Annotated in this window: 24 protein-coding genes; 7 read left to right on the forward strand and 17 right to left on the reverse strand. The window is 63.6% G+C overall.

Going from position 1 to position 23806, the window contains the following annotated elements; translation table 11 throughout:
* The first annotated feature begins 131 nt into the window (after nucleotides 1-131).
* The 3 genes from FLM52_12955 (at nucleotide 132) to FLM52_12965 (ending at nucleotide 3879) form a co-directional block, all read left to right on the forward strand.
* Nucleotides 132-377, forward strand: coding sequence for a hypothetical protein (locus FLM52_12955; GenBank protein NVN56684.1), 246 nt, complete (start codon nucleotides 132-134; stop codon nucleotides 375-377).
* A gap of 193 nt (nucleotides 378-570) precedes the next feature.
* Complete coding sequence (gene ettA, locus FLM52_12960; GenBank protein ID NVN56685.1) at nucleotides 571-2232, forward strand: energy-dependent translational throttle protein EttA; 1662 nt, start codon at nucleotides 571-573, stop codon at nucleotides 2230-2232.
* Between the two features lie 270 nt (nucleotides 2233-2502).
* Nucleotides 2503-3879, forward strand: coding sequence for a DUF2254 domain-containing protein (locus FLM52_12965; GenBank protein NVN56686.1), 1377 nt, complete (start codon nucleotides 2503-2505; stop codon nucleotides 3877-3879).
* A gap of 172 nt (nucleotides 3880-4051) precedes the next feature.
* On the opposite strand, the gene FLM52_12970 is transcribed toward FLM52_12965, so the two are convergent.
* From FLM52_12970 to ftsB, 14 genes are all read right to left on the reverse strand, one after another.
* The gene (locus FLM52_12970; GenBank protein ID NVN56687.1) at nucleotides 4052-4213 is read right to left on the reverse strand and encodes a DUF1328 domain-containing protein; all 162 of its coding nucleotides are present in this window, start codon (nucleotides 4211-4213) and stop codon (nucleotides 4052-4054) included.
* A 431-nt stretch (nucleotides 4214-4644) separates the two neighbouring features.
* A complete protein-coding gene (locus tag FLM52_12975) occupies nucleotides 4645-5028 on the reverse strand; it encodes a hypothetical protein (protein ID NVN56688.1) in 384 nt (127 codons plus the stop codon).
* Between the two features lie 8 nt (nucleotides 5029-5036).
* Nucleotides 5037-5954: an LpxL/LpxP family Kdo(2)-lipid IV(A) lauroyl/palmitoleoyl acyltransferase gene (gene lpxL / locus FLM52_12980; protein ID NVN56689.1), complete on the reverse strand. Its 918-nt coding sequence runs from the start codon at nucleotides 5952-5954 to the stop codon at nucleotides 5037-5039.
* Nucleotides 5955-6014: 60 nt separating this feature from the next.
* Nucleotides 6015-7166, reverse strand: a complete 1152-nt coding sequence (gene alr, locus FLM52_12985; protein NVN56690.1) for an alanine racemase — start codon at nucleotides 7164-7166, stop codon at nucleotides 6015-6017.
* A gap of 378 nt (nucleotides 7167-7544) precedes the next feature.
* The gene (locus FLM52_12990; GenBank protein ID NVN56691.1) at nucleotides 7545-8915 is read right to left on the reverse strand and encodes a TolC family outer membrane protein; all 1371 of its coding nucleotides are present in this window, start codon (nucleotides 8913-8915) and stop codon (nucleotides 7545-7547) included.
* A 373-nt stretch (nucleotides 8916-9288) separates the two neighbouring features.
* Nucleotides 9289-10266 (reverse strand): RNA polymerase sigma factor RpoS, encoded by a 978-nt coding sequence (gene rpoS, locus FLM52_12995; GenBank protein NVN56692.1) that lies wholly within the window; start codon nucleotides 10264-10266, stop codon nucleotides 9289-9291.
* A gap of 61 nt (nucleotides 10267-10327) precedes the next feature.
* Nucleotides 10328-11557: a peptidoglycan DD-metalloendopeptidase family protein gene (locus FLM52_13000; protein NVN56693.1), complete on the reverse strand. Its 1230-nt coding sequence runs from the start codon at nucleotides 11555-11557 to the stop codon at nucleotides 10328-10330.
* Between the two features lie 4 nt (nucleotides 11558-11561).
* Nucleotides 11562-12476, reverse strand: a complete 915-nt coding sequence (locus FLM52_13005) for a DUF368 domain-containing protein (GenBank protein NVN56694.1) — start codon at nucleotides 12474-12476, stop codon at nucleotides 11562-11564.
* A 35-nt stretch (nucleotides 12477-12511) separates the two neighbouring features.
* Nucleotides 12512-13282: a protein-L-isoaspartate(D-aspartate) O-methyltransferase gene (locus tag FLM52_13010; protein NVN56695.1), complete on the reverse strand. Its 771-nt coding sequence runs from the start codon at nucleotides 13280-13282 to the stop codon at nucleotides 12512-12514.
* A gap of 71 nt (nucleotides 13283-13353) precedes the next feature.
* Entirely contained in the window at nucleotides 13354-14100 is a 747-nt protein-coding gene (surE, locus tag FLM52_13015; protein ID NVN56696.1) for a 5'/3'-nucleotidase SurE, read from the reverse strand.
* A gap of 51 nt (nucleotides 14101-14151) precedes the next feature.
* Nucleotides 14152-15213 (reverse strand): tRNA pseudouridine(13) synthase TruD, encoded by a 1062-nt coding sequence (locus FLM52_13020; GenBank protein ID NVN56697.1) that lies wholly within the window; start codon nucleotides 15211-15213, stop codon nucleotides 14152-14154.
* 106 nt (nucleotides 15214-15319) lie between these two features.
* On the reverse strand, nucleotides 15320-15820 hold the full coding sequence (gene ispF, locus FLM52_13025) for a 2-C-methyl-D-erythritol 2,4-cyclodiphosphate synthase (protein NVN56698.1): 501 nt from the start codon (nucleotides 15818-15820) through the stop codon (nucleotides 15320-15322).
* Nucleotides 15821-15911: 91 nt separating this feature from the next.
* Complete coding sequence (locus FLM52_13030; protein NVN56699.1) at nucleotides 15912-16721, reverse strand: 2-C-methyl-D-erythritol 4-phosphate cytidylyltransferase; 810 nt, start codon at nucleotides 16719-16721, stop codon at nucleotides 15912-15914.
* Nucleotides 16721-17095, reverse strand: coding sequence for a cell division protein FtsB (gene ftsB, locus FLM52_13035; GenBank protein ID NVN56700.1), 375 nt, complete (start codon nucleotides 17093-17095; stop codon nucleotides 16721-16723). The genes FLM52_13030 and ftsB overlap by 1 nt, the downstream gene beginning before the upstream one ends.
* 153 nt (nucleotides 17096-17248) lie before the next feature.
* Between ftsB and FLM52_13040 the strand changes: the two genes are divergently transcribed.
* Nucleotides 17249-17560 (forward strand): NGG1p interacting factor NIF3, encoded by a 312-nt coding sequence (locus FLM52_13040; GenBank protein ID NVN56701.1) that lies wholly within the window; start codon nucleotides 17249-17251, stop codon nucleotides 17558-17560.
* A gap of 52 nt (nucleotides 17561-17612) precedes the next feature.
* Here FLM52_13040 and FLM52_13045 read toward each other — a convergent pair whose 3' ends face one another.
* On the reverse strand, nucleotides 17613-18197 hold the full coding sequence (locus FLM52_13045; protein ID NVN56702.1) for an NUDIX domain-containing protein: 585 nt from the start codon (nucleotides 18195-18197) through the stop codon (nucleotides 17613-17615).
* 142 nt (nucleotides 18198-18339) lie between these two features.
* On the opposite strand from FLM52_13045, the gene FLM52_13050 reads away from it, so the two are divergent.
* A complete protein-coding gene (locus FLM52_13050) occupies nucleotides 18340-18969 on the forward strand; it encodes a CoA pyrophosphatase (protein ID NVN56703.1) in 630 nt (209 codons plus the stop codon).
* A 257-nt stretch (nucleotides 18970-19226) separates the two neighbouring features.
* The gene (locus FLM52_13055; GenBank protein NVN56704.1) at nucleotides 19227-19892 is read left to right on the forward strand and encodes a 2OG-Fe(II) oxygenase; all 666 of its coding nucleotides are present in this window, start codon (nucleotides 19227-19229) and stop codon (nucleotides 19890-19892) included.
* A 12-nt stretch (nucleotides 19893-19904) separates the two neighbouring features.
* Here the strand turns inward: FLM52_13055 and FLM52_13060 are convergent, their stop codons facing one another.
* Together FLM52_13060 and FLM52_13065 are read right to left on the reverse strand one after the other, a co-directional pair.
* A complete protein-coding gene (locus FLM52_13060) occupies nucleotides 19905-21311 on the reverse strand; it encodes an MFS transporter (GenBank protein NVN56705.1) in 1407 nt (468 codons plus the stop codon).
* A 247-nt stretch (nucleotides 21312-21558) separates the two neighbouring features.
* Nucleotides 21559-22293, reverse strand: coding sequence for a class I SAM-dependent methyltransferase (locus FLM52_13065; GenBank protein ID NVN56706.1), 735 nt, complete (start codon nucleotides 22291-22293; stop codon nucleotides 21559-21561).
* 364 nt (nucleotides 22294-22657) lie between these two features.
* Between FLM52_13065 and FLM52_13070 the strand changes: the two genes are divergently transcribed.
* A complete protein-coding gene (locus FLM52_13070; GenBank protein NVN56707.1) occupies nucleotides 22658-23659 on the forward strand; it encodes a lipid A biosynthesis acyltransferase in 1002 nt (333 codons plus the stop codon).
* Nucleotides 23660-23806: the final 147 nt, after the last annotated feature.

Below are 23806 nucleotides of genomic sequence, written 5' to 3' on the forward strand. Positions count from 1 at the left end.
TGCCATCCTCGCCGACGGGCGGTATATAGCCAGAGAGCCTTCGGCGCATCGCCGCTGGCGGTGCCCGGTAGCACAGGCCAGTCCAGGCGCTGGATATCGGGCAGGTCGTTCCAAGATCGTGAGGTCCGCCCATGGCCCGTGAACAATTCCTCGATGATATCGATGCCACGGCACTCGCCGAAGACAGCCCCACCGAAGTGGACTTCGAGCTGTCGCCCTCCAGCGCACCTGCCAAGCCACAACGCAGTGACTCCCGCCAACGTCTTGAAGCCCTGCTCGAGGAGCGCGCCTTGGCTCGCTCCATCCGCGAAGGCTGGGACGATGAAGCCGACGACGATGACCTGATCGGCGCCAGCGACTGGGGCGAAGAGGAGTAAGCTCGCCACCAGCGGCGTGCAGGGGAAGGGAAGCCGGGGAGCGGTCAGGCCATGGAAGGGGTCGACGTCAGGACAGGGAATGTCATGCAGTGAGTCGCCGCGCTCGCCTGGCACAGGCTGCCCGGCTGGCCAAGAGTGACGCCGGGCACTATCATCTGCGCGTCATTCCATTCTCCAACCAAATTGGGATTCCATGGCGCAATACGTCTATACCATGAACCGGGTGGGCAAGGTCGTTCCCCCGAAGCGCGAGATTCTCAAGGACATCTCGCTGTCCTTCTTCCCGGGTGCCAAGATCGGTGTGCTCGGTCTCAACGGCTCGGGCAAGTCCTCGCTGCTGCGCATCATGGCCGGCGTCGATCAGGACTACAACGGCGAAGCACGTCCCATGCCGGGTCTGAATGTCGGCTACCTCCCCCAGGAGCCGGAACTGGATGATTCCAAGAACGTGCGCGAGTGCGTGGAAGAATCCCTGGCCCACATCAAGAACGCCCAGGCCGAACTTGATGAAGTCTATGCCGCCTACGCCGAGCCGGACGCCGATTTCGACGCCCTCGCCGCGCGTCAGGCCAAGCTGGAAGACCTGATCCAGGCCTCCGACGCCCACAACCTCGAGCGCAAGCTGGAAGTGGCTGCCGAAGCGCTGCGTCTGCCGCCGTGGGATGCCAATGTCGGCGTGCTGTCCGGTGGTGAGCGCCGCCGTGTCGCACTGTGCCGTCTGCTGCTCTCCAGCCCGGACATGTTGCTGCTGGACGAGCCGACCAACCACCTGGACGCCGAATCCGTCGCCTGGCTGGAACGCTTCCTGCACGACTACTCCGGCACCGTGGTGGCCATCACCCACGACCGCTACTTCCTCGACAACGTCGCCGGCTGGATTCTCGAGCTGGACCGTGGCCAGGGCATTCCCTTCGAAGGCAACTATTCCTCGTGGCTCGAGCAGAAGGACGCTCGCCTGCAGCAGGAAGCCAAGCAGGAAGCCTCACGCAACAAGGCCATCCAGCAGGAGCTCGAATGGGTTCGTCAGAATCCCAAGGGCCGTCAGGCCAAGAGCAAGGCGCGTCTCAACCGCTTCGAGGAAATGCAGTCCGGTGATTTCCAGAAGCGCAACGAGACCAACGAGATCTACATTCCGCCGGGACCGCGTCTGGGCGACAAGGTCATCGAGCTGCACAATGTCACCAAGCGCTTCGACGACAAGCTGCTGTTCGATGATCTGTCCTTCACCATCCCCCCGGGTGCCATCGTCGGTATCGTCGGCGGCAACGGTGCAGGTAAATCCACGCTGTTCAAGCTGGTGACCGGCAAGGACACCCCGGACAGCGGTGAAGTCGTGCTGGGCGAGACCGTCAAGGTCGCCTACGTCGAACAGCTGCGTGATGGCCTGGAAGACAATCAGACTGTCTGGGAGGCCGTCTCCGGTGGTCAGGACATGCTCAACATCAACGGCCATGAAGTCTCGTCGCGCGCCTATGTCGGCCGCTTCAACTTCAAGGGCACCGACCAGCAGAAGCGTCTGTCTGATCTGTCCGGTGGTGAGCGTGGCCGTCTGCAGCTGGCCCAGACCCTGAAGCAGGCTGCCAACGTGCTGCTGCTGGATGAGCCATCCAACGACCTGGACATCGAGACCCTGCGCGCGCTGGAAGAGGCTCTGCTGGCCTTCCCGGGCTGTGCGATGGTCATCTCGCACGACCGCTGGTTCCTCGATCGCATCGCGACCCACATCCTCGCCTACGAGGGTGACTCCAACGTGGTGTTCTTCGAAGGCAGCTATACCGAGTACGAAGCGGACTATCACGCGCGCGTCGGCAACGATGCTCCCAAGCGCATGAAGTACAAGCGTATCGACGCCTGATGAGCCGGCGGGGTCAGCCACGCTGATCGACGCAAGTCTCAAGACGCCCTCACCGCTCACCCGGTGGGGGCGTCTTGCCATCGGGCCCTGCTGTCCGTTCCAGTCTGTCCGTTCCAGTTCGTCCGCTCTGTCTGCGCTGTTCTGCTTCTTCCCCACCTCCTCACCTCCTCACCTCCAGACCCCTCCTGCCAGCACGTCATGCTGACTTGCAGTGATCGACGCGAGCCGTCATAACAGGAGCTTGCCAATCCATCCGTTCGGGAATCGTCTATGAATCGCTGGCTACAGCAACCCCTCATGTGGCTGCGAACCTGGACCACCAGCATCGCCTATCTCCCCAGCATGCTGGCCATGGTCTATACCCTGCTGGGATTGATCTCGGTGATGCCCTCCGGGCTGCCGGATCCTTCCTCGCTGCCGAACAGCGACTTTTTCGAAGCACTGGCCTTCAAGGAACATGACACCCCGCGCACCCTGCTGGCGGCACTGGTCGGCGGCCTGATCTCGCTGATGGTGTTCAGCTTCACCATGGTGATGAGCGTGCTCACCCAGGCAGGCGCGCAGTTCTCCCACAAGTTGCTGCTGGGCCTGGTGACCGAGCGCCACCACCAGCTGGTGCTCGGCCACTACCTGGGCAGTCTGCTGTTCCTGCTGGTCAACCTGATGGTGCCCAATACGGGAGACTCCCCGACCCTGTGGCGCTCGCTGGCCGTCTATCTGGGCGTGCTGATGATGGTCAATTGCCTGGGGATGTTCGTCTACTTCATCCATCAGGTCTCTCAGTCGGTGCAGATCAACGCCGTTGCGCGGCGCCTGTCCGGACGCACCCGCCTCTCGCTGGAACGCCTGCGTCAGCGCAATCGTGACGATGGCTTCTGCGAGCGCGAGGTCAGCCGTGACGACGACCAATGCCAGCTGTTGCGGGCACGCCGGCGTGGCTACATCCAGCAGGTCGACTTCTCGGCGCTGCGCCAGCTGGCCATCAAGCATGACATGGTGGTGCATCTGGATTTCGCGCTGGGCGCCTTCATCGTCAGCGGCATGCCCTTGATGCGCATCGAGTGGCCCAACGGCCTGCCACAGGGTGCGACGGCGGGGGAAGAACTCGATGAAGAGCAACAGGCCGAACTGATCAAGAATCTGCGTGCCACGCTTGGCTACCTGGATGGGGAGTCCGTCGAGGACCTGCACGAGCACGGCCTGACCCAGCTGATGGAAGTCGCCATCAAGGCACTGTCACCCGGCATCAATGACCCCGGCACGGCACGACTGTGCATGCACCAGCTGACGGAGCTGCTCAGCGAGCGCATGTCGGTGCCGCTGTGCAATTGTTGTGTGGATGATCACAAGGCCGTGCGCGTCAGCTGGCAGATGGAGTCCTTCGCAAGCCTCCTCTACCGCTCCATCACGCCGATTCTGCATTATGGCCGTGATGACCTCTCGATCTGCCTGGCCCTGCTGGAGCTGTTGAAGACCCTGTCCCTGATGGGCGCGCAATACGGCCATCTGGTGCTGCTGCAACAGCATGCCGACAAGGTGGTAGAGGCGATTCTCGCCCAGGCCGAATTCGAGGTGGATCGTCGCTTCATCGAACACAGCCTGCAGGCCGGTCATCATCGCCTTAACCTGCCCAGCCCTCAGTGGTAAAAAAGGCCAGCGCCTGAACGAGCAACGCCCGCGACGGTCGATCACCGTCGCGGGCGTTGCTGTCTGTGAGCCGTACTATCCATGAACGTACTGTCTCAAAGTCTACTGTCCGATCACGTGACAGCTTGCGGCCTATTGCCGTCAGTCTGACCCGTGGCAGGGAATCAGAGCCTCACGGCTTGCGGCGGCTCTTGAAGAAGGACACCAGGAACAGCACCAGGAAGATCACGAACAGGACCTTGGCGATGGTCGCTGCGGTGCCGGCGATGCCGCCGAAGCCCAGCAATGCGGCAATGACAGCGACGATCAGAAAGATGATGGCGTAGTTGAGCATGTCAATTCCTTATGTCATGTGAGAATTGTCGCAGCGGAGTCAGGCCCTGACGGATGACGCCTCAGGCGCACTCCAGAGTGCTGAAAACAGCGGTCAGGAGGCGTGTCAGCCACCTGACTCGTTATTGCCAAAATGGTAATAAACTAAAGCTTTGTCAACATGATGTCGCACTTAAGTAAAAGAATTTCCCGCAGCCCTTCTGATGGGTTGAAAGCCTGCCCCGTCATCCGCACGTCTTGTGATAGGCACACGACAGGCGGCACTCGGTTGACCGCACGCATGCAGCTCGGGCAGATGATGTTGCTTGTCGGGTGCCGCCTTACACAGCAAAGGCCCCCGTTCGGCGAGATGCCGAACGGGGGCCTTTGCTGTGTGCATCACTCGTGTCATCCCCCTGACAGCGGCGGATGATCGTTGCCGGAGGTATCGGTTTACAGTGCGGCGATCAAGGCCTCGGCGTAGGCGACGAGATCGGGCTCGCTCATCACCTCGACGCGGTTCAAGCCACTGTCGAGGCTCGCCGGCTGACCGTGGCGAACCAACAAGGTACGTGGATAGCCCGCACCGCCGATGCGCTCACTCATCTGTGCATGAGCATCGCTGAGATAGACCCCACGGGTCTGCTGCACGCATAAGGTCACCAGTGGCAGACCGCCACGGGCAAGCGCCGCCTCGAAGGCAGGCAGTGCCGGACGCTGACGTTCGGTGCAATCCGGGCACCATTCCGCGACCTGATTGAGCACGAAGGTATCGCCAGCGGCCAGCCGCGCTTCCACCTCCGCCAGGGCGGCGTGAGAAGAGATGTCGTTGCTCATGGTTCACCTCAGTACAGGGACGGATCGGTTTTCTCGGGACGTGTCTTGAAGCGACGGTGCAGCCACAGATACTGCTCGGGATGCTTGCGGATCGCCCCTTCGATGAAGGCGTTGATGCGCGTGGCATCGGCGACGTCATCGCCGCTCGGGAAGTCGTCCAGCGCCGGCAGATACTCCAGCGTATAGGTACGATTGTCCGGATTGCGGTGGAACATCAAGGGCATCACCGGCGCGCCCGTCATGCGGGCGATCTTGGCCGTCAGCTTGATGGAGGCGGCATCGATGCCGAAGAACGGCGCGAACACGCTGACCTCGCGGCCGAAGTCCTGATCCGGTGAATACCACACGCCATGCCCGCTCTTGATGCGACGTACCACACCCCGCAGGTCGTGACGATCGATGGCGGTGCCGAAGATGCCATTGCGCGCACGGGTCATGAAGCGCTCGAACAGCGGGTTGTCGTGGGGGCGATAGACGACATCGGCCGGGAAGAACAGCGAGTGCAGTGCGCCGCCCAGGTCCAGGGTCGAGAAGTGGATGCCCACGATCAGCGCCCCCTTGCCCTGGGCCATGGCGCGCTCCATGTGCTCCTGCCCCTTGAAGGTCACGCGATCACGCATGTGCTCAGGATCACGACACCAGCCGGTGGCCGTCTCGAAGATACCGATGCCGTTGGCGTGGAAGGTCCTGCGTACCTGACGCGCGCGCTCCGCCTCACTCCACTCGGGAAAGCACAGCTTGAGGTTGGTGTCGGTGATGTGACGACGACGCTTGCCGAAGCGCCATGCCAGCTCACCCAGGCCACGCCCCAGCCACAACTTGGCACACCAGGGCAGATAGGCCGAAGCCTTCATGGCACCGATGCCCAGCCAGGTCAGCCAGTAGCGGGGGTGTGCAAAACTCTCGGGATAGCTCTTCTTGGCCATGACTCTCTCGTTCGACGGGCAACGGCGGCCATTGTAGACCGCGCGAGCCTTGCCGTCAGGTCAGGCGTGCGTATCCAGCGGCTGAGCGCTGGCCAACTGCGCGACATCCTGGTCGTCCGCCACACTGCCAACGCCACCATGATAGTGTCTGGGCACGCGCGGCAGCAGCCCCGTCAGCAGCGTATAGCTGATGGTGTCGCAACTGGCGGCGACGCGATTGACCTCAAGCCCCTCGCCCCACAGCACCACCCGTGAGCCGATACCCGCCTCGGGCAGGTCCGTGATATCCACCGTCAACATGTCCATCGACACCTTGCCGGCCAGCACCGTTTCCTGGCCATCCACCAGCACCGGCGTGCCATCCACGGCGTGGCGATCATAGCCATCGCCATAGCCGCAGGCGACGACACCGATACGCGTGGGACGCGTCGCCACGAAGCGCCCCGAGTACCCCACCGGCTCACCGATGGCGATCTCACGCACGGCAATGATGGCCGAAGACAGCGTCATCACCGGCTTCAGACGCCGGCTGGCGTCATTGGCACCTTCCAGCGGGTCTGCGCCGTAGAGCATGATTCCCGGGCGGTTCCAGGCCGCATGCGTCTCTGGCCAGGCAAGCGTCGCCGGTGAGTTGGCCAGACACAGTGGTAGCTCTGCCTCGGCCGCCAAGGCCGTCACCGCCGCCATCTGCAGCTGGAAGTAGTCTGGTGTCAGGCTGTCAGCGCTGGCGAAGTGCGTCATCAGGTGCAGGTCACGCGCCTTGTCACTTGCCTTGAGGCGCGCCTTGGCATCCAGCACCTGCTCGGCCGTGAAGCCGAGACGATGCATACCTGAGTCGAACTTGATCCAGCAGGACAAGGGCTGCGCAAGCTCACTCTGTTCGAGGGCCGCCAACTGCCATTCACTGTGAATGGCGCACCAGAAGTCATGCTCGGCCGCTAGGGCGTACTCCGCGGCCTCGAACACCCCCTCAAGCAGTACCACCGGATGAGAGATGCCGCCCGCCCGCAGCGCCAGCGCCTCCTCTATCGTGGCCACCGCAAAGGCGGGCGCGAGGTCTGCCAGTGCCTGTGCGCACGCCACCGCGCCATGCCCGTAGGCATCCGCCTTGATCACGGCCAGGGCGCGCGAATGCGGCGCCAGCTCGCAGGCCAGCTGATAGTTGTGACGCAATGCATCGAGATCAATATCAGCGCGCAGTGGGCGAGACATGAGGGGACTCCAGAGTGATAGGCGAAGATGGCAAACAGCAGAGCAAGCCCCTCAATTATTTTCCATCATCGCCGTCAGGTCACGCTGAAAACCACCAAACTTTCCCCAAATCACTGATATAAACCACTGCCTGTTAAAATACAGGCAGGATTTTCGACCAATACCACCACGAAACCGCCTGTCTCGAGGCCGCGCTGCCCTTGTGCACTGATCTTCGGCGCCTTTCTGGCTAGTCATCACTTGCCTGATGAACACAAGCTTAAGCATCAGTGGCCTGACCCACTGATGCTCTCAAACGCATGCTCGCGAAACGCATGCCCCCCGCAGGCAGGGCCTGTGGGGGGCATGCAGCACGTGGCGACAGCCAGCGCAGGACGATCAGGGCGTCACGTTTTCCAGCTCGTCGGAACTCTCATCATTCAGCACCAGGGATACCTGACGATCTGCCTTGAGGCTCTCGTTGAGGTCACGCACGCTATTGATATCGATGATACCTGCCGCCTGACGCAGGTTGAGCAGGTCGAGCACATAGGTGTAACGCGAAGAGGCGTAGTCCGCCAGCGCCTGATACAGGGCCTGCTCGGCGTCCAGCACGTCGACGATGTTGCGCGTGCCGACTTCATAACCGGAGCGAGTCGCCTCCAGTGCGCTGCGGCTGGAGACGATCGCCTGCTTGCGCGCCTTGACGGTCAGGACGTCGCTGCGCACCTGGCTGTAGAGCGAACGCACGCTCTGGGTGGTGGAGCGCTGCTGGTCGAGCAGGTCGTACTGGCTCTGCTCGAGCAGATGGGTGCTCTGACGTACCTGGGCGGAGGTGCGGCCACCGGTATAGATCGGCAGGGAGGCCTGGATACCGATCTGGTTGTATTCCTGATACCCCCCGGCAGTATCGATGTCGGTTTCATCGTAGGAGTAGGTCGCGAAGGCACCGACTTCCGGCAAGTGGCCTGCGCGGGAGGTCTTCACATCGCCTCTGGCGACATCGACACCCTTCTGGGCAGCACCGATCAGCGGGTTGTTGGACAATGCCATCTCGACCCACTTGCTGCGGCTGGCCGGCACCGGCGCTTCGATCGCCAGATCTTCTTCCAGGCCATCGATGGAATCGTACTGCTGGCCCGTCAACTGCTGCAGGGCCTCGAAGCTGACCTGAAGATCGGCTTCGGCCGCAATGCGCTGGGCGCGCGCATCATCGAAGGATGCCCTGGCTTCCTGCACGTCCGTGATCGCGATCAGACCGACCTCGAACTGCTGATTGGCCTGGTCCAGCTGGCGGGAGAAGGCCTTTTCCTGAGCAATGCGCGCATCGAGAACATCACGATTGTTCAGAATGGTGAAGTAGGCAGACGCCACGTCATAAAGCAGCTGCTGCTGATCGGAATCCAGCAGCAACTTCTGCTGACGGGTGGTGTCCTTGCTGGTCGCGAGCTCATACCAGTCGGCGGCATCGAACAGCTGCTGGTTCACGTTGATCACGATGTTGCTGTCGGTGTAATCGCCCTCGGTGCCGCTCTGGGAATTGCCGGTGACATCGGTACGCGACACGGTTCCCGTGGCAGTGATCTGGGGCAACAGGTCAGCAAGCTCGATACGCTCATTGTCCTCGACGCTCTGATAGAGCGAGCGAGAGGAGGACAGGCTGGCATTGTGGGTCAATGCATCACGGGTGATGTCGAGCAGATTGGCAGCCTGAGCCTGGGTCGCAAAACCCATCGCCAGCACCAGTGGCAGTATGCGAATGTTGGCCATGTATGCGTTGTTCCTGATCAGTGACAGTCGTGACCTGCATGGCGCCTCGAAAGCACCAGGACAAGGTAAAAGGTAGCTCACACATCGGCTGGACTACTGCCTCAGCCCTGCTCAAGCGGGTCGTGAAAAAGTGGCCTTAGTCTAATCGCCACCCATTTGGGCGTCCAGTTAGTTGGCTAACGTTATTGCACGATACAGCGTTTCCAAATTGACAACAATGTCAGGGAGCACCCTGCGCTCGAACGTCAGAACCCCCATTCTGCCAGTATAATGATGACACAATATGAAAACGGCCCACTCGAATCACGAGCGGGCCGTTTTCACTGGCAACCTGCATCAAGGCATCTACAGCCATGACGACTGTGCCCGCGCATCATTCGAAGATGGATTCGAGCGTCAACCCCTGCTTCTCGAGCATGCGTCGCAGCTTCTTGAGCGCCTCGACCTGAATCTGACGGACCCGCTCACGCGTCAGACCGATTTCCTCGCCCACTTCCTCCAGCGTCGCGGCTTCGTGACCACGCAGCCCGAAGCGACGCACCACCACTTCCATCTGCTTCTCGGTCAACTCCGCCAACCACTCATCGACATGCGCCTTGACGTCGACATCCACCAGGCTGGACTCCGGGCTGGTGTCATTCTCGTCGGCGATGGTCTCGATCAGCGGCTTGTCGCTCTCACCGCCCATCGGATAGTCGACGGATGACACGCGCTCATTGAGCCCCAGCATCTTCTTGACGGTATCGACCGGCTTGTCGAGGAATTCGGCGATCTCCTCCGCGGTGGCCTCATGATCCAGTTTCTGGGTCAGCTGGCGCGCGGCACGCAGGTAGATGTTGAGTTCCTTGACGACATGAATCGGCAGACGAATGGTGCGTGTCTGATTCATCAACGCCCGCTCGATGGTCTGGCGAATCCACCAGGTGGCGTAGGTCGAGAAACGGAAACCGCGCTCAGGGTCAAACTTCTCCACCGCGCGGATCAGCCCCAGATTGCCCTCCTCGATCAGGTCGAGCAGCGACAGACCACGATTCAGATAGCGCCGTGCGATCTTGACCACCAGACGCAGGTTGGACTCGATCATGCGCTGGCGACCGGCGGGGTCGCCCGCCTGCGCCAGACGCCCGAAGTAGACTTCCTCCTCGGGCTTGAGCAACGGGGAGAAACCGATCTCGTTGAGGTAGATCTGGGTCGCATCCAGGCTTTGGTAGTGCTTGCGCTCTTCACGATTCAAGGCGCGTTCGAATGCCGCCTCTTCCGCTTCTGCCTCAAGCGTATCGTCGTCCTCCTCGACATCCTCAAGGGACAACTCAACCTCAGCCTGATCGATATCCTTTTCCAGCATGCTCATGTCGATACCCCGTTGTCTCTGGTCTGGTGCCAGGAACTTGTTGTTGTGGCAGCGGTGGGAATCAGCGTTTAGGCAGGAATTTCAGTGGGTCCTTGGGCTGCCCATCCTCGCGAATCTCGAAGTGCAGCTGAGCACGTTCAGCGTCAGTGGCTCCCAGAGTGGCGATGACCTGTCCGGCGTCGATCACATCGTTCTCTGATACACGCAGAGTGTCGTTGTGGGCATAGGCGCTCAGATAGCGGTCGTTGTGCTTGAGAATGATGAGGTTACCGTAACCACGTACTCCGCTTCCGGCGTAGACCACGATTCCCGGCCCTGCTGCCTTGACAGGTTGCCCCTTTTGACCAGCGATATCAATGCCGCCGGTGACACTCTCGGACTCGCCGAACTTGCCGATGATCTCGCCTTGCGTAGGCCACTGCCAGTCAACGTTTTTTACCGGAACGTAGGTCTTCTTGGCCGGTGCAGCCTTGACGGTTTCGCCAGCGACGTTGGTGCCCTTTTCAACCTTGGCAGCCTCATTTTTCACGCTAGCGGCCGCTTTCTCGCGCTCTGCCGCGGCGGCAGCGACGGCTTGCTCGGCCTTTTCCTTGGCGGCCTTGCGCGCCTCGGCCTGGGCGGCGGCCGCACTGGCAGCCGCCTGGCTGGCTGTCTGACTGGCCGAACTGCTGGCTTGCGCAGCACCGCTGCTGACCTGCTCTACGCTGTCATTGGCGGCGTTGCGCGCCGTCTCGGCGAGCGCCTCTTCACTGCCTTCCTGGTAGACAGGCCCCAGCCCGGCCGCCGCCGCGGCCCCGGTGGCGGCCGATGACACGCCACCCGAGCCGGTCGTCAGCGACTGGGCCTGGCGGGTGCGCTGTTGCTGCTGAGCCATGGCGGACTCATCCGGTGCCAGCCAGTCCGGCAGTTCGCTGCCGCCGGCGATCGAACCATCGCTGCCCCCGCCCATCGGCGTGGCAACGACGCCACCGCCCGAGGAGACGCTCGTACCGGAAGCGCCCGCCGCTCTCGCCGGCAGCTGGGTATTGGGGTCCAGACGCAGCGTCTGCCCCGGCTGCAGGGTGTAGGGCGGATTCAAGCCGTTCATGCGCGCCACATCCCGGAAATCCTGACCACTCTGCCAGGAGATGCCATACAGGGTGTCACCGCGCTGAACGGTATAGGTGTCGGAGGTGATACGCGCATTGCCGGCGTTGAGGTCCTGAACCTGCGGGCGAGTGGTCGCCGTGCTGCAGGCTGTCAGCGCACCCAGCGCCAGACCTGCCAACGTCAGTTTGATTCCCTTGTCCATCCTGTCACGCATGTTCCTGCTCCTTGCGGGAATTGCTGGAGTCGTCATCCGGACCGGAGCGTTCTCCGGCAAACCAGACAAGCAATACGCCGGCCAGCATCAGGGCGAGTGCCGCCCACAGCTGGGCAGGCTCACCGGTCACACTGGTGTAGGTATCCGGCATCATGAACTGGTAATCCAGCGGAACCTGTTCACCCTTGGGTCCCAGACGATAATCGGTGATGGTGCGCCACGGCCACAATACCGGCAGCGAGCCGAGAATGAAGCCCGTCAGCAGCATCAGTGTCGCGGTGTGATGATGACGAAACAACCACGACAACAAACGCGAGAAGGTGAACAGCCCGATGGCGCAGCCGCTGCCGAACAGCACGATCAGCTGCAGATCGAAGCTCTTGATGCCAGTCATCACCGTGCCGTAGAGGCCCATGGTCAGCAACAGGAAGCTACCGGAGACGCCCGGCAGCAGCATGGCACTGATGGCGATGGCACCGCCGACCACCAGCACCCAGGAGGCATCGGTGGCGGCAGGCAACAGGCTGGGCAACTTGCTGGCCAGCACCAGCCCCAGCGCGAACCACACAAGATACCCGATCCGGAAGGTGGTGATACGCCGCGCGACCACCACCCCGGAGCACACTACCAGCCCGAAGAAGAAGGCATTGAGCAGCAGCGGCTGGGCCTCCATCAGCCAGGTCACCAGATGCGCCACGCTGATCAGGCTGGCGAAGATGCCAGCGGCCAACGGCAGCAGAAAGGCCAGATTCAAATGCTGCCACAGCGCCTTGACGCCCTGCTCACGCCATACGCCGATGGCGGAGGGGCCGAAGCGCTTGATGGACTCGATCAATTCTTCATAGATGCCGGTCACGAAGGCAATCGTGCCGCCTGATACCCCGGGCACGGCATCCGCCGCTCCCATGCCAGCGCCCTTGAAGAACACGCTCAAAGCTCGTTTCACCTGATCACTCCCTCGAGCAACGGCACGAAGCGCACAGCCTCGAACCGCTGAATATCCTGAGTGTCGCCGACGCGGCGCACTCGTGTCAGCCACTGACGATCACTGTCGTCCTCGGCCAATGGCACGATCATCACCCCCTGCGGGGCCAACTGCTTCAACAACGCCTGCGGCAGATGCGGCGCGCAGGCGGTCACCACGATCAGATCAAATGCCGAGTCATCATCCTGCCAGCCATGCCCACCATCGGCATGGCGCAACTCGACATTGTCGAGCCCGAACCAGCCAAGGCGTTGTGCGGCCCTGGCGTGCAGCACGGCGATGCGCTCGAGCGAAGACACCCGAGCGAACAGACGCGCCAGCAGCAATGTCTGATAGCCCGAACCGGTGCCGACCTCCAGCACCCGACACTCCTCGCGCGGGCGCGGCGCTTGCGCGAGGGCAAGCTCCGTCATGCGGGCGTGCATGTAAGGCTGGGACAGGGTCTGTCCCTGCCCCAGCGGCAGTGCGGTATCTTCATAGGCACGGTGCGCCAGCGCCTCATCGAGAAACAGATGACGCGGCTCACTGGCCATCAGCTCCAGCACCCGCTCATCACGGATGCCGGCATCCTCCAGGCGCGCCACCATGCGGTCTCGCGTACGCTGGGACGTCATGCCGATACCGCTCAGCTGCGCCGTGTCCGGGCGCCTGAGATGCAAGGGCCCGGCGATTCCCGCTGCGCTGTCTGACTGCGCATGCGGGAAAGCGTTCTGATACACGTCCTTCATGGTCTTGATTCATATCCTGTCGAGCGAGGACTTCACAACGAAATCTTGAGCCTTGGCTGGCGCTACGTCGCTCAGGTCAGCGCCTCGAGCCACTGCGCCACATCGTGACGCGCCCCATGGGAGGTGAGATCCGTCATCAACGGCGTGATGGACACATAGCCCGCCGCGATGGCGGCGAAGTCGGTGTCATCGCCATCATCGATGCCATCGCCGGCCAGCGCGATCCAGTAGCGGGTACGGCCACGCGGGTCCTTGACCTCGATCGGGGCGCCCGCCGGGCCACGATGGCCCTGACGCGTGACGCGAAAACCACGAATCTCGCTCCACGGCACATCCGGCACGTTGACGTTGAGCAATGAGCGCGGCGGCAATGCCAGGGTCTCGGCCGCGCCGACGAGGCTCGCCGCCACGCGTCCGGCGGTCTCGAAGTGGGTCTTGCCGCACAGTGACATCGCGATTGCCGACATGCCCAGCGAGCGCCCTTCCATCGCCGCCGCCACGGTGCCGGAATACAGCACGTCATCGCCCAGGTTGGCACCATGGTTGATGCCGGAAATCACGATGTCAGGCTTCTCGTCCCAGACACCATTGACGCCCAGATAGACACAATCCGCGGGTGTGCCGTCAACGCTGTAGAAGCCGTTCTCCATCGCGGACAGCAACAACGGCCGACTCAGCGTCAGCGAGTTGCTGGCTCCTGAGCGGTCACGGTCCGGCGCAACTACACGAATGTGTGCCTGCCCGGCCAGGGCATCATGCAGCGCCTTGAGCCCCGGAGCGTGCACGCCATCATCATTGGAAAGCAGAATCCTGCGCATCATCTCACTCCTTTGCGAATCATCGGATGGCCGTCATGTGGCCTGACGACACTACAGCAGCGGGTGGGCGATCAGCTCACGCAACAGGCCCGTCGCGAAGCTGCCACGCGGCAGATCGAAGTGCAGCCAGACACTGGCTTCACTGCCTTCGGTTTTTGCCTGCTCTGGCGTGATGTCCCACTCCAGGCGCGGCTTGCCTGGCATCAGGCGCAGCGGACGACGCTCCGCCTTGGCGCCGGCCTTCTCGAGCCCCTCGCACAGCTGCGGCCAACGCGTGGCCAGGACCTGCTCGAGCTGGGCGACCTGCGCATGAGCCTCCGCATGCCCGGTGCCCCACAGCGAGCCAGTGGGATGAATATCGCCACTCGCCAGGCGCTGCGCCAGCGTCTCGGTCGACTCGCTGCCGTCGGTGACGAAGCGCGAGCCCGTCCCGTTGAGCGCAAACACCTCACCGCTCAACGCCGTCGCCCAGCAATTCGCCTTGAGGCGCGCCGCCAGCACCTCGTTGAACAGGAAGCTGCGCGCGGTCGACAGCAGCATGCCGCTGCGGTCATCACGCTTGCGCCAGCCACGCACCAGCACGGCACGTGCCCGGCCGAGATTATGTCCCTGATGCCCGAAACGCTGCGGCCCGAAATAGTTGGGCACACCATCACGTATCAGCGTCTGCCAGCGCGCCTCGAACTCGGGATGCGCGACGGCCTCACCGCTGACACGCAGCGCGAAGCGGTTGCCGCGATGCACGCCACGCTTGAGCTTGCGCGGATGACGCACGCTGGCCAGCACGCGGACGCCCTTCTCGGCCAGTGCATCGCCGAGATCCTGCGGCGCTTCACGCCCGGGCAACCACACGGAGACCCACTGCTGGGTGATCGCCTGCTTGTCCTTGAGACCGGCCACGCCGATATCACGCGGCGCGACCTCGCATAGGCTGGCCAGTTCACGGCACAGTTCATCGGTGGTCAGGCCGCGTTTCTCGACCCACAGCCACTGATGCTCACCGTGGCCTTCGGGCACGAAGTCCATCAGCTCGGTGACCCGGAAGTCCTCCGGCGTGTGGCGGAAGTCGCCTGCTCCCAGCGGGCCGCCATGCGCATGCGGCCAGCGCTGCATCAACTCGGATTCCTTGACCCACGCCTCGCTGCCCGCGGCATCCAGCGCCGTCAGCGCCTCGGCAAACAGCGCATCCGCCTCGGGCAACTCGGACATGTCATTCACTTCAGACATGCTCGGCTCCGCCCGCGGTCGGCAGCGCGCCCAGCAGCACCACGGCCTCGGCGGCGATGCCTTCCTTGCGACCGGTGAAGCCGAGCCGCTCGGTGGTGGTGGCCTTGATGTTGACGACCGCCAGCGGCACGCGCAGGTCTTCGGCGATCACTTCCCGCATCGCCTGGATGTGCGGCGCCATCTTCGGCGCCTGCGCCATCACGGTGAGGTCGACATTGCCGACCCCGAAACCGGCGGCATTGACCAGCCCGATCACGTGGCGCAGTAGGCCACGGCTATCAGCGCCGGACCACTCGCTGTCGGTGTCCGGGAAATGCTTGCCGATATCGCCCATGCCACAGGCGCCGAGCAGCGCATCACACAGTGCATGCAGCAGCACGTCACCGTCGGAGTGCGCCACGAACCCATGCTCGTAGGCGATCTTCACGCCCCCGATCATCAGGTGATCGCCATCGCCGAAGCGATGCACATCAAAGCCGTGGCCGATGCGCAGGGCCATCGGCACATGGCCAGCCTGTTGGGGAGAGGTCGCGGATTGCGCAGAGGCAGTGGCAGCAGCGGGTGTTGCAGATTGCTCAGTCATGTCAGGCAGACGTCCGGGGGCTATCGGGAAGCGCCTCGCGCGCGGCCAGCAGCAGGCGCGCCATGGCGAGGTCTTCCGGATGGGTGATCTTGAGATTGTCGCGGGCGGCGGCGACCAGCACGGGGGCACGGCCACAGGCCTCCAGTGCCGAGGCCTCATCCGTGATGAGCGCGGGGTTCTCCCCCAGCGCTTCACGCAGCGCCCGTCGCAACAGGCCCAGCGGGAAGGCCTGCGGCGTGAAGGCATGCCACAGGCCGACGCGGGATTCGGTGTGCGAGATGCTCGGCGCACGCTCTTCATCGCCGCCACTGCCATCGCCACCGCCACCGCCATGCGGGCGCGAGTCGCCGGCCGGCGCGGCGCGTTTCATGGTGTCACTGGCGGGGGCCGCGAGGATGGCGCCATCGGCACTGCGGCGAGCGGTCGCGACCAGCGCATGGATATCGGCTTCGCGAACACAGGGACGCGCGACATCGTGCACCAGCACGAGGTCATCGTCATGGGCGTGGCGGCTCAGGCAATCCAGGCCCGCCAGCACGCTGTCGGCACGTTCGCTGCCACCATCGGCGCGCAGCCAGTCCTGCCACGGCACCATCGACGGCGTGAAATAGCCATCATCGGCGCCCAGCACCAGACAGAGCCCTGCCTCGGGCAAGGCGCGCTTGAGCGTCGCCAGCGTCGCCTCCAGCACGCAGCCGCCGGGCGACAGCTCCAGATACTGCTTGGGGCGGTCGGCCTGCATGCGGCTGCCCACGCCGGCGGCCGGCACCAGATACCACAGTCGGGGCTCTCGAGAGACGTCTGATGGCATCATGGCGTGATCACCTTGGGCAGCCCGCCTTCCAGGCCCTTGCCCTCCAGCGCACCGTCCGCCACTTCATCGGGTGAAGACGCCTTGCGTTCCGGCACCGCGACATTGGGCACCCACAGGAACTGCTCGTCCTTGCGCACCATGCCGAGGTCATTGCGTGCACGCTCCTCGATGGCCGCCAGACCATTCTTGAGGTCGACCACTTCCGCACCGAGCCGCTGATTGCGGTTGTCCAGCACCGCATCTTCCTTGGAAAGCTGCTGCACGCGTGCGCGAATATCGAATAATTCGGTGATGCCATTTTCGCCCCACCACAGCCGATACTGGAGCAGTGCCAGCAGCAGCAGCAGTGAGATATTGATCCATTTGAGCATGGCGATGTCCTTGGCCGTTGCAGCGCGCATTATGCCATCATCCGGGAGCGTGACGCAGGCACTGCCAGCATCCGTTGCCACGCTTGACGTCCCCCTGTCGATCAGGGCCACCTGATGACAGCGACCTATCACCCTTCTGCCAGGAGTCATCCGATGTACAAGCTTGCGTTCTTCGTCCCGGAGAATGACGCCGAACACGTCAAGGAAGCCGTCTTCGCCACCGGCGCAGGGCGTATCGGCGACTACGAGGCCTGCTGCTTCGAGACACGCGGCACCGGCCAGTTTCGGCCACTGGCCAGCGCCAATCCGCATATCGGGACCTGCGGCACGCTGGAGCGCGTCGCCGAACTGAAGATAGAGCTGGTATGTGACGATTCGCTCATCGCCGCTGCCGTGGCGGCGCTGCGCGAGGCCCATCCCTATGAAGAAGTCGCCTTCGATTGCTGGCGACTGGAAACGTTCTGACCCCGCGCGTCCCGAAGAACGAGGCACGCGAGGTCAGCAATGGCCAGACGATCTAGCTCGCAGGCAGGAAGGTGGTGTTGAAGAAGTGCTCGCGGGTGTCCAGGTCGATCTGCTCGAGATGCAGCGGGAAATGCTCGTCACCCTCGCCGTGGCGGCGGTCCTCGAAGTAGCGGCGCAGCGTCACTTCCATGGTCGGGAAGGCCAGCGACTGCCAGGGAACCTCCTCTTCGGCGAACAGCGCCACCTCGAGGCTCTCGACGCCGGCCGAGTAGTCGCTGATCAGCTCGGCCCGAAACAGCATGTAGACCTGATTGATGTGCGGCAGGTCGATCAACGTATAAAGCCCCTGCAGCTTGACCTCGGCGCCGGCTTCCTCCCGTGTCTCGCGAGCAGCGGCGTCGCTGGTGGTCTCGGCGTTCTCCATGAAGCCGGCCGGCAGGGTCCAATAGCCCAGGCGCGGCTCGATGGCACGCCGACAGAGCAACACCTTGCCATCGCGTACCGGCAGGGTGCCCGCGATGATGCGCGGATTCTGATAATGGATAGTGCCGCAGCTGTCACACAGGTAGCGCAGACGATCATCGCCCTGCGGCACTGCCAGACGCACCGTTTCACCACAGTGACTGCAGTAATTCATTCGCTCTCCCATGAAATCTCAAGGCACCCTTCAGTGACATCCCGTCTCAGCTTCCTCGCTGCGCGGTGGACCCAGTGGCATGGCAGTCGCCTTGACCGCCAGGACCCTCGCGCCACATGATGGATGACTACGAGGAAACGACATGCTAGAAGCCCTGCGCCAACGCCTGCAAGCACATCAACCCCTTGCGACCGACCACCAGCTGCCACGCGCCGCCGTCCTGATCGCGCTGATCGATCGTCCCGAACCGACGCTGCTGCTCACGCGGCGTGCCAGCCATCTCAGCCAGCACCCCGGCCAGGTGGCCTTTCCCGGCGGCAAGGCCGAACCCGATGATAGCAATCTGTTGGCCACCGCGCTGCGCGAAGCCGAGGAAGAAGTCGCGCTACCGCCCAGCGCCGTGGAGGTCTTCGGCCAGCTGAGCGACGTGATTTCCCTGCACGGCATGCATGTCACGCCCTTTGTCGGACGCATTCCCGCTGACCTGCCGCTGCGCGCTGACCCCGGCGAGATCGAGCAGATCTTCGAGATGCCGCTGAGCATGTTGCTCAAGGACGAGCGCGAGCATACCGACGTGATCACCGTCGGTGACGAGACCTGGTACGTGCCCAGCTATCGCGTGGCCGACCAGGTGCTGTGGGGGCTGTCCTCGATGATGCTGGTCGAACTGATGGCCATCGGCTTCGGCCATGCCGTGAGCCTCAAGGCAGCGCCACCGCCTGGTGCCCCGCTGCGCCATCTGCCGCCGCGCCCCGTGCCGCCTCGGCCCTGAAGCTCAAGACCCTGAACTCCTGAACTCCTGAACTCCTGAACTCCTGAGTTAATGAGCTCCAGAGCTCCAGAGCACCTGAACCAGGCAAGGTGTGTTCCCGCCAAGCGGCTCGCCATTGCCCTGATGTCATCGCCCTGATGTCATCGCCCTGATGGCATCGCACCGCTGCCATTGCCCCGACAATATTGCACCGACAATGGCACTGGACTATAACTCCTCGCCCACGATGCCATGCCACTTCCCGTTCGGAGCGCCTGATGCCCGCTGCACCTGCACCCGCCCCACTGCTGGACCCTGTCGCACTGAACCTGCTGATCGATGAACTGGTCGAGCATGGCTACAGCGTGCGCCCCGATTTCCTACCGCGCCAGGTCATCGCCCAGCTCAATGATGAACTGACGGCGCTGGAGACGCGCCAGCAATTGACGGCGGCGGGTATCGGGCGCGGACGCGAGCATGATCTGCGCCCGGACATCCGCGGCGACGCGATTCGCTGGCTGGACCGCAATTCGCGTGCCCAGCGCGCCTACCTGGAAGCGATGAACGTGCTCAAGGATGAGCTCAACCGCGCCCTCTATCTGGGGCTGTTCGAGTATGAGGCCCACTTCGCCCACTATCCGGTCGGCAGCTTCTACAAGAAGCATCTCGACAGTTTTCGCGGCCGCGGCAATCGCCTGATCTCCAGCGTGCTCTATCTCAATGAGGACTGGCCGCGCGATGGCGGCGGCGAGATCGTGCTCTACGACCCCGAGGATGACAGCCGTGAAATGGCACGCGTCACCCCCGAGGCCGGCACCTTCGTGTGCTTCCTTTCCGAGCAGATCCCCCATGAGGTGCTGCCGACGCATCAGGCGCGCGCCAGTGTCACCGGCTGGTTCCGGCGCAACAGCTCACAGGGCAATCTGGTCGACCCGGCACGCTGATCTGAAAGGTGACTATTTCGGGAGCATTCGCTCTTCCTGCAAGGCCTGCTCCTCCTTGACCTCGATCTCCTCGAGGCTGTCCAGCGAGGCCTCCGTGATCAGCTCCGGCATGTCAGCGACCAGCTCACGCGTGACCTCGACCAGCGGGTCATCGGCTTCGGCATCACGCAGGTGCTCCTCGGCGGCCTCGACCAGTTCAGGCCCGACCGCAAGCTCGGTGCCCAGCGGTGTCTGCGGGGCATGGGTCTCGAAGGGCGCCAACGGCTGTGGCGCCGGGCGCATCACGCGTCGCCAGACGAAGAAGAGCAGCATGCCGCCACCCATCACCGCCAGACTCAGCGCCATGCCGGGCATCGCGCCCATTTCGGCCATCGGCAACGATACCGCCGGCGGTGACAGGGTCGACCCCACCGCATTGATCAACAGCAGGCCCTGACTCATGCGCACCAGGGCGCCGGCGGGCGCACGGTCGGCAGCATGGCTGACCGCCACCGGATAGAGGGTGAAAGCGGCGCCGCCGAGCAGGAACAGCACCGTCAGCTGGGCGATGCCCTCGCGGGCCGGCCCCATCAGCAAGGCGGCGAAGCCGACGATGGCGATCGACAGAATGATCAGCACCTGCTGGCGATCATGGCTGTCAGACCAGCGGCCGATGGGGTATTGCAGCAACATGCCACCAAGAATCACCAGCGCCATGCGTTGACCGATCTCCGCGGTGCTCAGGATGCCGCCATCGCCCAGCGCCAGAGGCAGCAGACTGTAGATGACCGCCACCACCAGTCCCGAGGCCAGGCAACCGAACACGCCCGTCGGTGTGATGCGAATCAGGCGCCACGGGCTCAGGGGTTCGGACTGTTCGATCAGCGGCGAGACACGCGGCAGCAGCACCAGCGGCAATACCGAGGCCGCCGCCAGCATCGCCACCAGCATGAAAGCTGCCTCGAGGCTCAACATGGCAGTCACGCCCAGCAGCAGCTGACCGAGCACCCCCGCGCCGTAGAGCACGATCATGTAGAGCGCCAGCAGACGCCCGCGCACGGCGGGGTCGGCGGCGCTCAGCAGCCAGCTCTCGATGACCAGATACACTCCGACCAGCGACCAGCCGATCATCATGCGCAGCAGGAACCACACCACCGGGTGGTCGCCCAGCCCCATGGCCAGTGCCGCGACCGCCACCAGCGAAGCGAAGCCGGCATAGGCGCGGATATGGCCGATGCGCAGCAGCAGGCGGTCGTTGACCAGCGCGCCGAGCCCGAGGCCCAGATAGTAGGCCGAGCTGATCAGGCCGATCGCCTCGCTCGAGACGCCGGTGGCAGACAGCCGCAACGGGACCAGCGAGGTCAGCATGGCGTTACCGATCCCCAGCAAGGCAAGGCCGAGCAGGGGTGCAAGGGACATCAACAGCAGATGACGGGGCATGACCAGATCCTCGGCCGGCCGCCAGTCAGCGATCAGCCAATGCCGCAAGGTGCGGATATCGTCGGGAGGGGGAATTTGCCCTGCGAGAATACGTCAAGGCGCGGGCAATATAGTGACAGTCCGCGCCAAATCCAAGCCTTTTTGCGCCATTTGGCGACCATGTCTTCTTTCGTGCCGCTGCGCCCTGTCCTGCGCTCTATCCATGCCCTGTCCCGCGCCCTGTCCCATGCCCTGCCCCGCGCTCTTGTCAGGCGGATCGGGGCACGCGGAAGATGACACTGTCGTTGGCGACCTGCTCAAGCTCGAGTCCGTGCGTACGCGCCAGCCAGGCAAAGGTCGCCGGGCTGAACAGGCACACATGCGTCGGGTCACGCAGGTAGTGCCAGCGCCTGAGCGCTTCCGGGTCATCCGAAGCGGGCTGGGTCATCACCCCCAGCAGGCCGCCGGGCTTGAGGCAGCGCAACCACTGGCGGAAGACTTCTCCCGGGGCGTAGAGATGCTCGATCACCTCGGTGCTGACGATGAAGTCATGCTGGCGGGTGAGCGCGGCCGGGTTCGGATGATAATAGAGGTCGTGAAGCGTCATCGGATGGCCCGCCTCCTCGAACATCTGCGCCAGGGCAGGCCCCGGTCCACAGCCGAAATCGAGCCCGCTGACACCGGCCGCGAGCCGCTCGCACATCGGCGTGAAGAGCCTGGCCAGGAAGCTTCGATAACGCGGGTCTGCCGGGTCATTCTCGTGCTGGTCGTAGATGTCCTGCTCTGCCCTGGCATCCAGGCGCTGGGACGGCGCCAGATACAGCAGATGACATTCCGGGCAGCGCAGGTAATCGCGCTCATCGGCGGGCGGGCGCTTACCGGTGTCGGGGCATGGCCTGCGTCGCTGTACCAGGTGCAGTACATGCTGGCTCCGGGGCGCCTCACACAGCGGGCAGACAGTATCTGAAGGCGGATAGGGAACGGGGGAATCAGGGGCTGACATCAGGACTCCGCGGCAAGGGACACTGGCGATGAAGGTCGATGTCACCACACGGCTGGCGGTGACAACTCGCCGCCACGCGCGACACCGCGGCGGCACGAGCAATTCCGCAGCAGGTGAACGTATCGAAGGTGGCGACGGTCTGAGTGCTGAATGATACCCCGCGCCAGTGTATTGCGCCTGCCGCGATGGAGCCTGCAGGCACCGCCCCCCTCTGGCACAATGAACATCATTCGAGTGCGGCACCGCGACACCTGACGATGTCACGGCGCCTGCCTTCGCGTCAGACAGTCGCGATCTTTCACGCCAGACCACCGGAACTTCACGTGTGACGATGGACAAGACTCTCAAGCGGTTCGAACAGGCCATGGAACAGCGCCTGACTCCTCTCAAGGCCAACTCCGTGGCCTGTCTGTGGCAACGACTGGCCGGGCTCAGCACCCGCCAGCTCTGGTGGCTGGCGCGCCCGTTGGCGCGTGTGGTGCAGCTGTGCAATCCCCGCGAGCGTCGGGTCACGCGCCAGAATCTTGGCCAGGCCTTCCCGCAGCTCGACAAACAGGCGCGCGCGCGTCTGGCAAGCGACAGCCTCGCGCATTCCACCGCCACCATGCTGGAACTGGGCAAGGTGTGGCTGGGCGATGAAGACGCCGTGCGCGATTCGATTCTCGAGGTCCACGGCCGCAACCTGCTCGACGAGGCGCGCGCCGAGGGGCGCGGTGTCATCGTGCTGGCGCCGCACTTCGGCAACTGGGAAGTGCTCAATTTCTGGCTCTCCAGCCACTTCCCGTTCACCGCCATGTACGAGCCGCCCAAGTTCGAGCGCCTCGACCCGATCATCCGCAATGGCCGTGAACGCATGGGCGCGAGCCTGGTGCCCACCAACTCGCGCGGCGTGGCTGCCTTGCTCAAGGCACTCAAGCGCGCCGAAGCGATCGGCATACTGCCGGATCAGGAGCCGGGTCGTGGCAGCGGCGTCTTCGCCGACTTCTATGGCCGCCCCGCCTATACCGCCACCCTTTTGCCCAAGCTGGTGGCGAGAACCGATGCACGCGTCGTCACCGGTGTCGCCCAACGCCTGGAAGATGGCCATGGCTTCGCCATCCACTTCCTCGCCGCGGATGAAGGTGTCTATTGCGAAGAGGAAGTCGCCTCGGCACGCGGGGTGAATGCCTCGGTGGAAGCGGCGATCGCCTTGGCGCCGGCCCAGTATCAGTGGGAATACAAGCGCTGGCGCAAGAGCCCGCAGGAAATGGAGCAACAACCGGGCTGGCAGGAAGCCCGCTTCTATGCGCGCACCTATTCCTTTTTCTCGCTCAAGGGCTGGCGCCGCTACTTCAAGCATCGCCGCAAGGCCAGCAAGCGCGGCTGAGGGCAGCACTGGCGCAACAGGCCATCAGCTCCCAGACTGAATGCGCATGGCTCAATGACAGGAGGCAAGGATGCCGATCGAGACTCACGCCGCTCACGTCGCTTACCTCACAAGTGGCGCATCGCCCCGGCGCCCCTCACTGTCTCG

Source organism: bacterium Scap17 (assembly GCA_013376735.1).
In the GTDB taxonomy this organism is placed as follows: domain Bacteria; phylum Pseudomonadota; class Gammaproteobacteria; order Pseudomonadales; family Halomonadaceae; genus Cobetia.

Coding starts and splice junctions, on each gene's coding strand:
- FLM52_12955 (NVN56684.1), top strand. CDS start 132: ATGGCCCGTGAACAATTCCTCGATGATATCGATGCCACGGCACTCGCC.
- ettA (NVN56685.1), top strand. CDS start 571: ATGGCGCAATACGTCTATACCATGAACCGGGTGGGCAAGGTCGTTCCC.
- FLM52_12965 (NVN56686.1), top strand. CDS start 2,503: ATGAATCGCTGGCTACAGCAACCCCTCATGTGGCTGCGAACCTGGACC.
- FLM52_12970 (NVN56687.1), bottom strand. CDS start 4,213: ATGCTCAACTACGCCATCATCTTTCTGATCGTCGCTGTCATTGCCGCA.
- FLM52_12975 (NVN56688.1), bottom strand. CDS start 5,028: ATGAGCAACGACATCTCTTCTCACGCCGCCCTGGCGGAGGTGGAAGCG.
- lpxL (NVN56689.1), bottom strand. CDS start 5,954: ATGGCCAAGAAGAGCTATCCCGAGAGTTTTGCACACCCCCGCTACTGG.
- alr (NVN56690.1), bottom strand. CDS start 7,166: ATGTCTCGCCCACTGCGCGCTGATATTGATCTCGATGCATTGCGTCAC.
- FLM52_12990 (NVN56691.1), bottom strand. CDS start 8,915: ATGGCCAACATTCGCATACTGCCACTGGTGCTGGCGATGGGTTTTGCG.
- rpoS (NVN56692.1), bottom strand. CDS start 10,266: ATGAGCATGCTGGAAAAGGATATCGATCAGGCTGAGGTTGAGTTGTCC.
- FLM52_13000 (NVN56693.1), bottom strand. CDS start 11,557: ATGGACAAGGGAATCAAACTGACGTTGGCAGGTCTGGCGCTGGGTGCG.
- FLM52_13005 (NVN56694.1), bottom strand. CDS start 12,476: ATGGGAGCGGCGGATGCCGTGCCCGGGGTATCAGGCGGCACGATTGCC.
- FLM52_13010 (NVN56695.1), bottom strand. CDS start 13,282: ATGAAGGACGTGTATCAGAACGCTTTCCCGCATGCGCAGTCAGACAGC.
- surE (NVN56696.1), bottom strand. CDS start 14,100: ATGCGCAGGATTCTGCTTTCCAATGATGATGGCGTGCACGCTCCGGGG.
- FLM52_13020 (NVN56697.1), bottom strand. CDS start 15,213: ATGCAGCGCTGGCCGCATGCGCATGGCGGCCCGCTGGGAGCAGGCGAC.
- FLM52_13030 (NVN56699.1), bottom strand. CDS start 16,721: ATGCCATCAGACGTCTCTCGAGAGCCCCGACTGTGGTATCTGGTGCCG.
- ftsB (NVN56700.1), bottom strand. CDS start 17,095: ATGCTCAAATGGATCAATATCTCACTGCTGCTGCTGCTGGCACTGCTC.
- FLM52_13040 (NVN56701.1), top strand. CDS start 17,249: ATGTACAAGCTTGCGTTCTTCGTCCCGGAGAATGACGCCGAACACGTC.
- FLM52_13045 (NVN56702.1), bottom strand. CDS start 18,197: ATGAATTACTGCAGTCACTGTGGTGAAACGGTGCGTCTGGCAGTGCCG.
- FLM52_13050 (NVN56703.1), top strand. CDS start 18,340: ATGCTAGAAGCCCTGCGCCAACGCCTGCAAGCACATCAACCCCTTGCG.
- FLM52_13055 (NVN56704.1), top strand. CDS start 19,227: ATGCCCGCTGCACCTGCACCCGCCCCACTGCTGGACCCTGTCGCACTG.
- FLM52_13060 (NVN56705.1), bottom strand. CDS start 21,311: ATGCCCCGTCATCTGCTGTTGATGTCCCTTGCACCCCTGCTCGGCCTT.
- FLM52_13065 (NVN56706.1), bottom strand. CDS start 22,293: ATGTCAGCCCCTGATTCCCCCGTTCCCTATCCGCCTTCAGATACTGTC.
- FLM52_13070 (NVN56707.1), top strand. CDS start 22,658: ATGGAACAGCGCCTGACTCCTCTCAAGGCCAACTCCGTGGCCTGTCTG.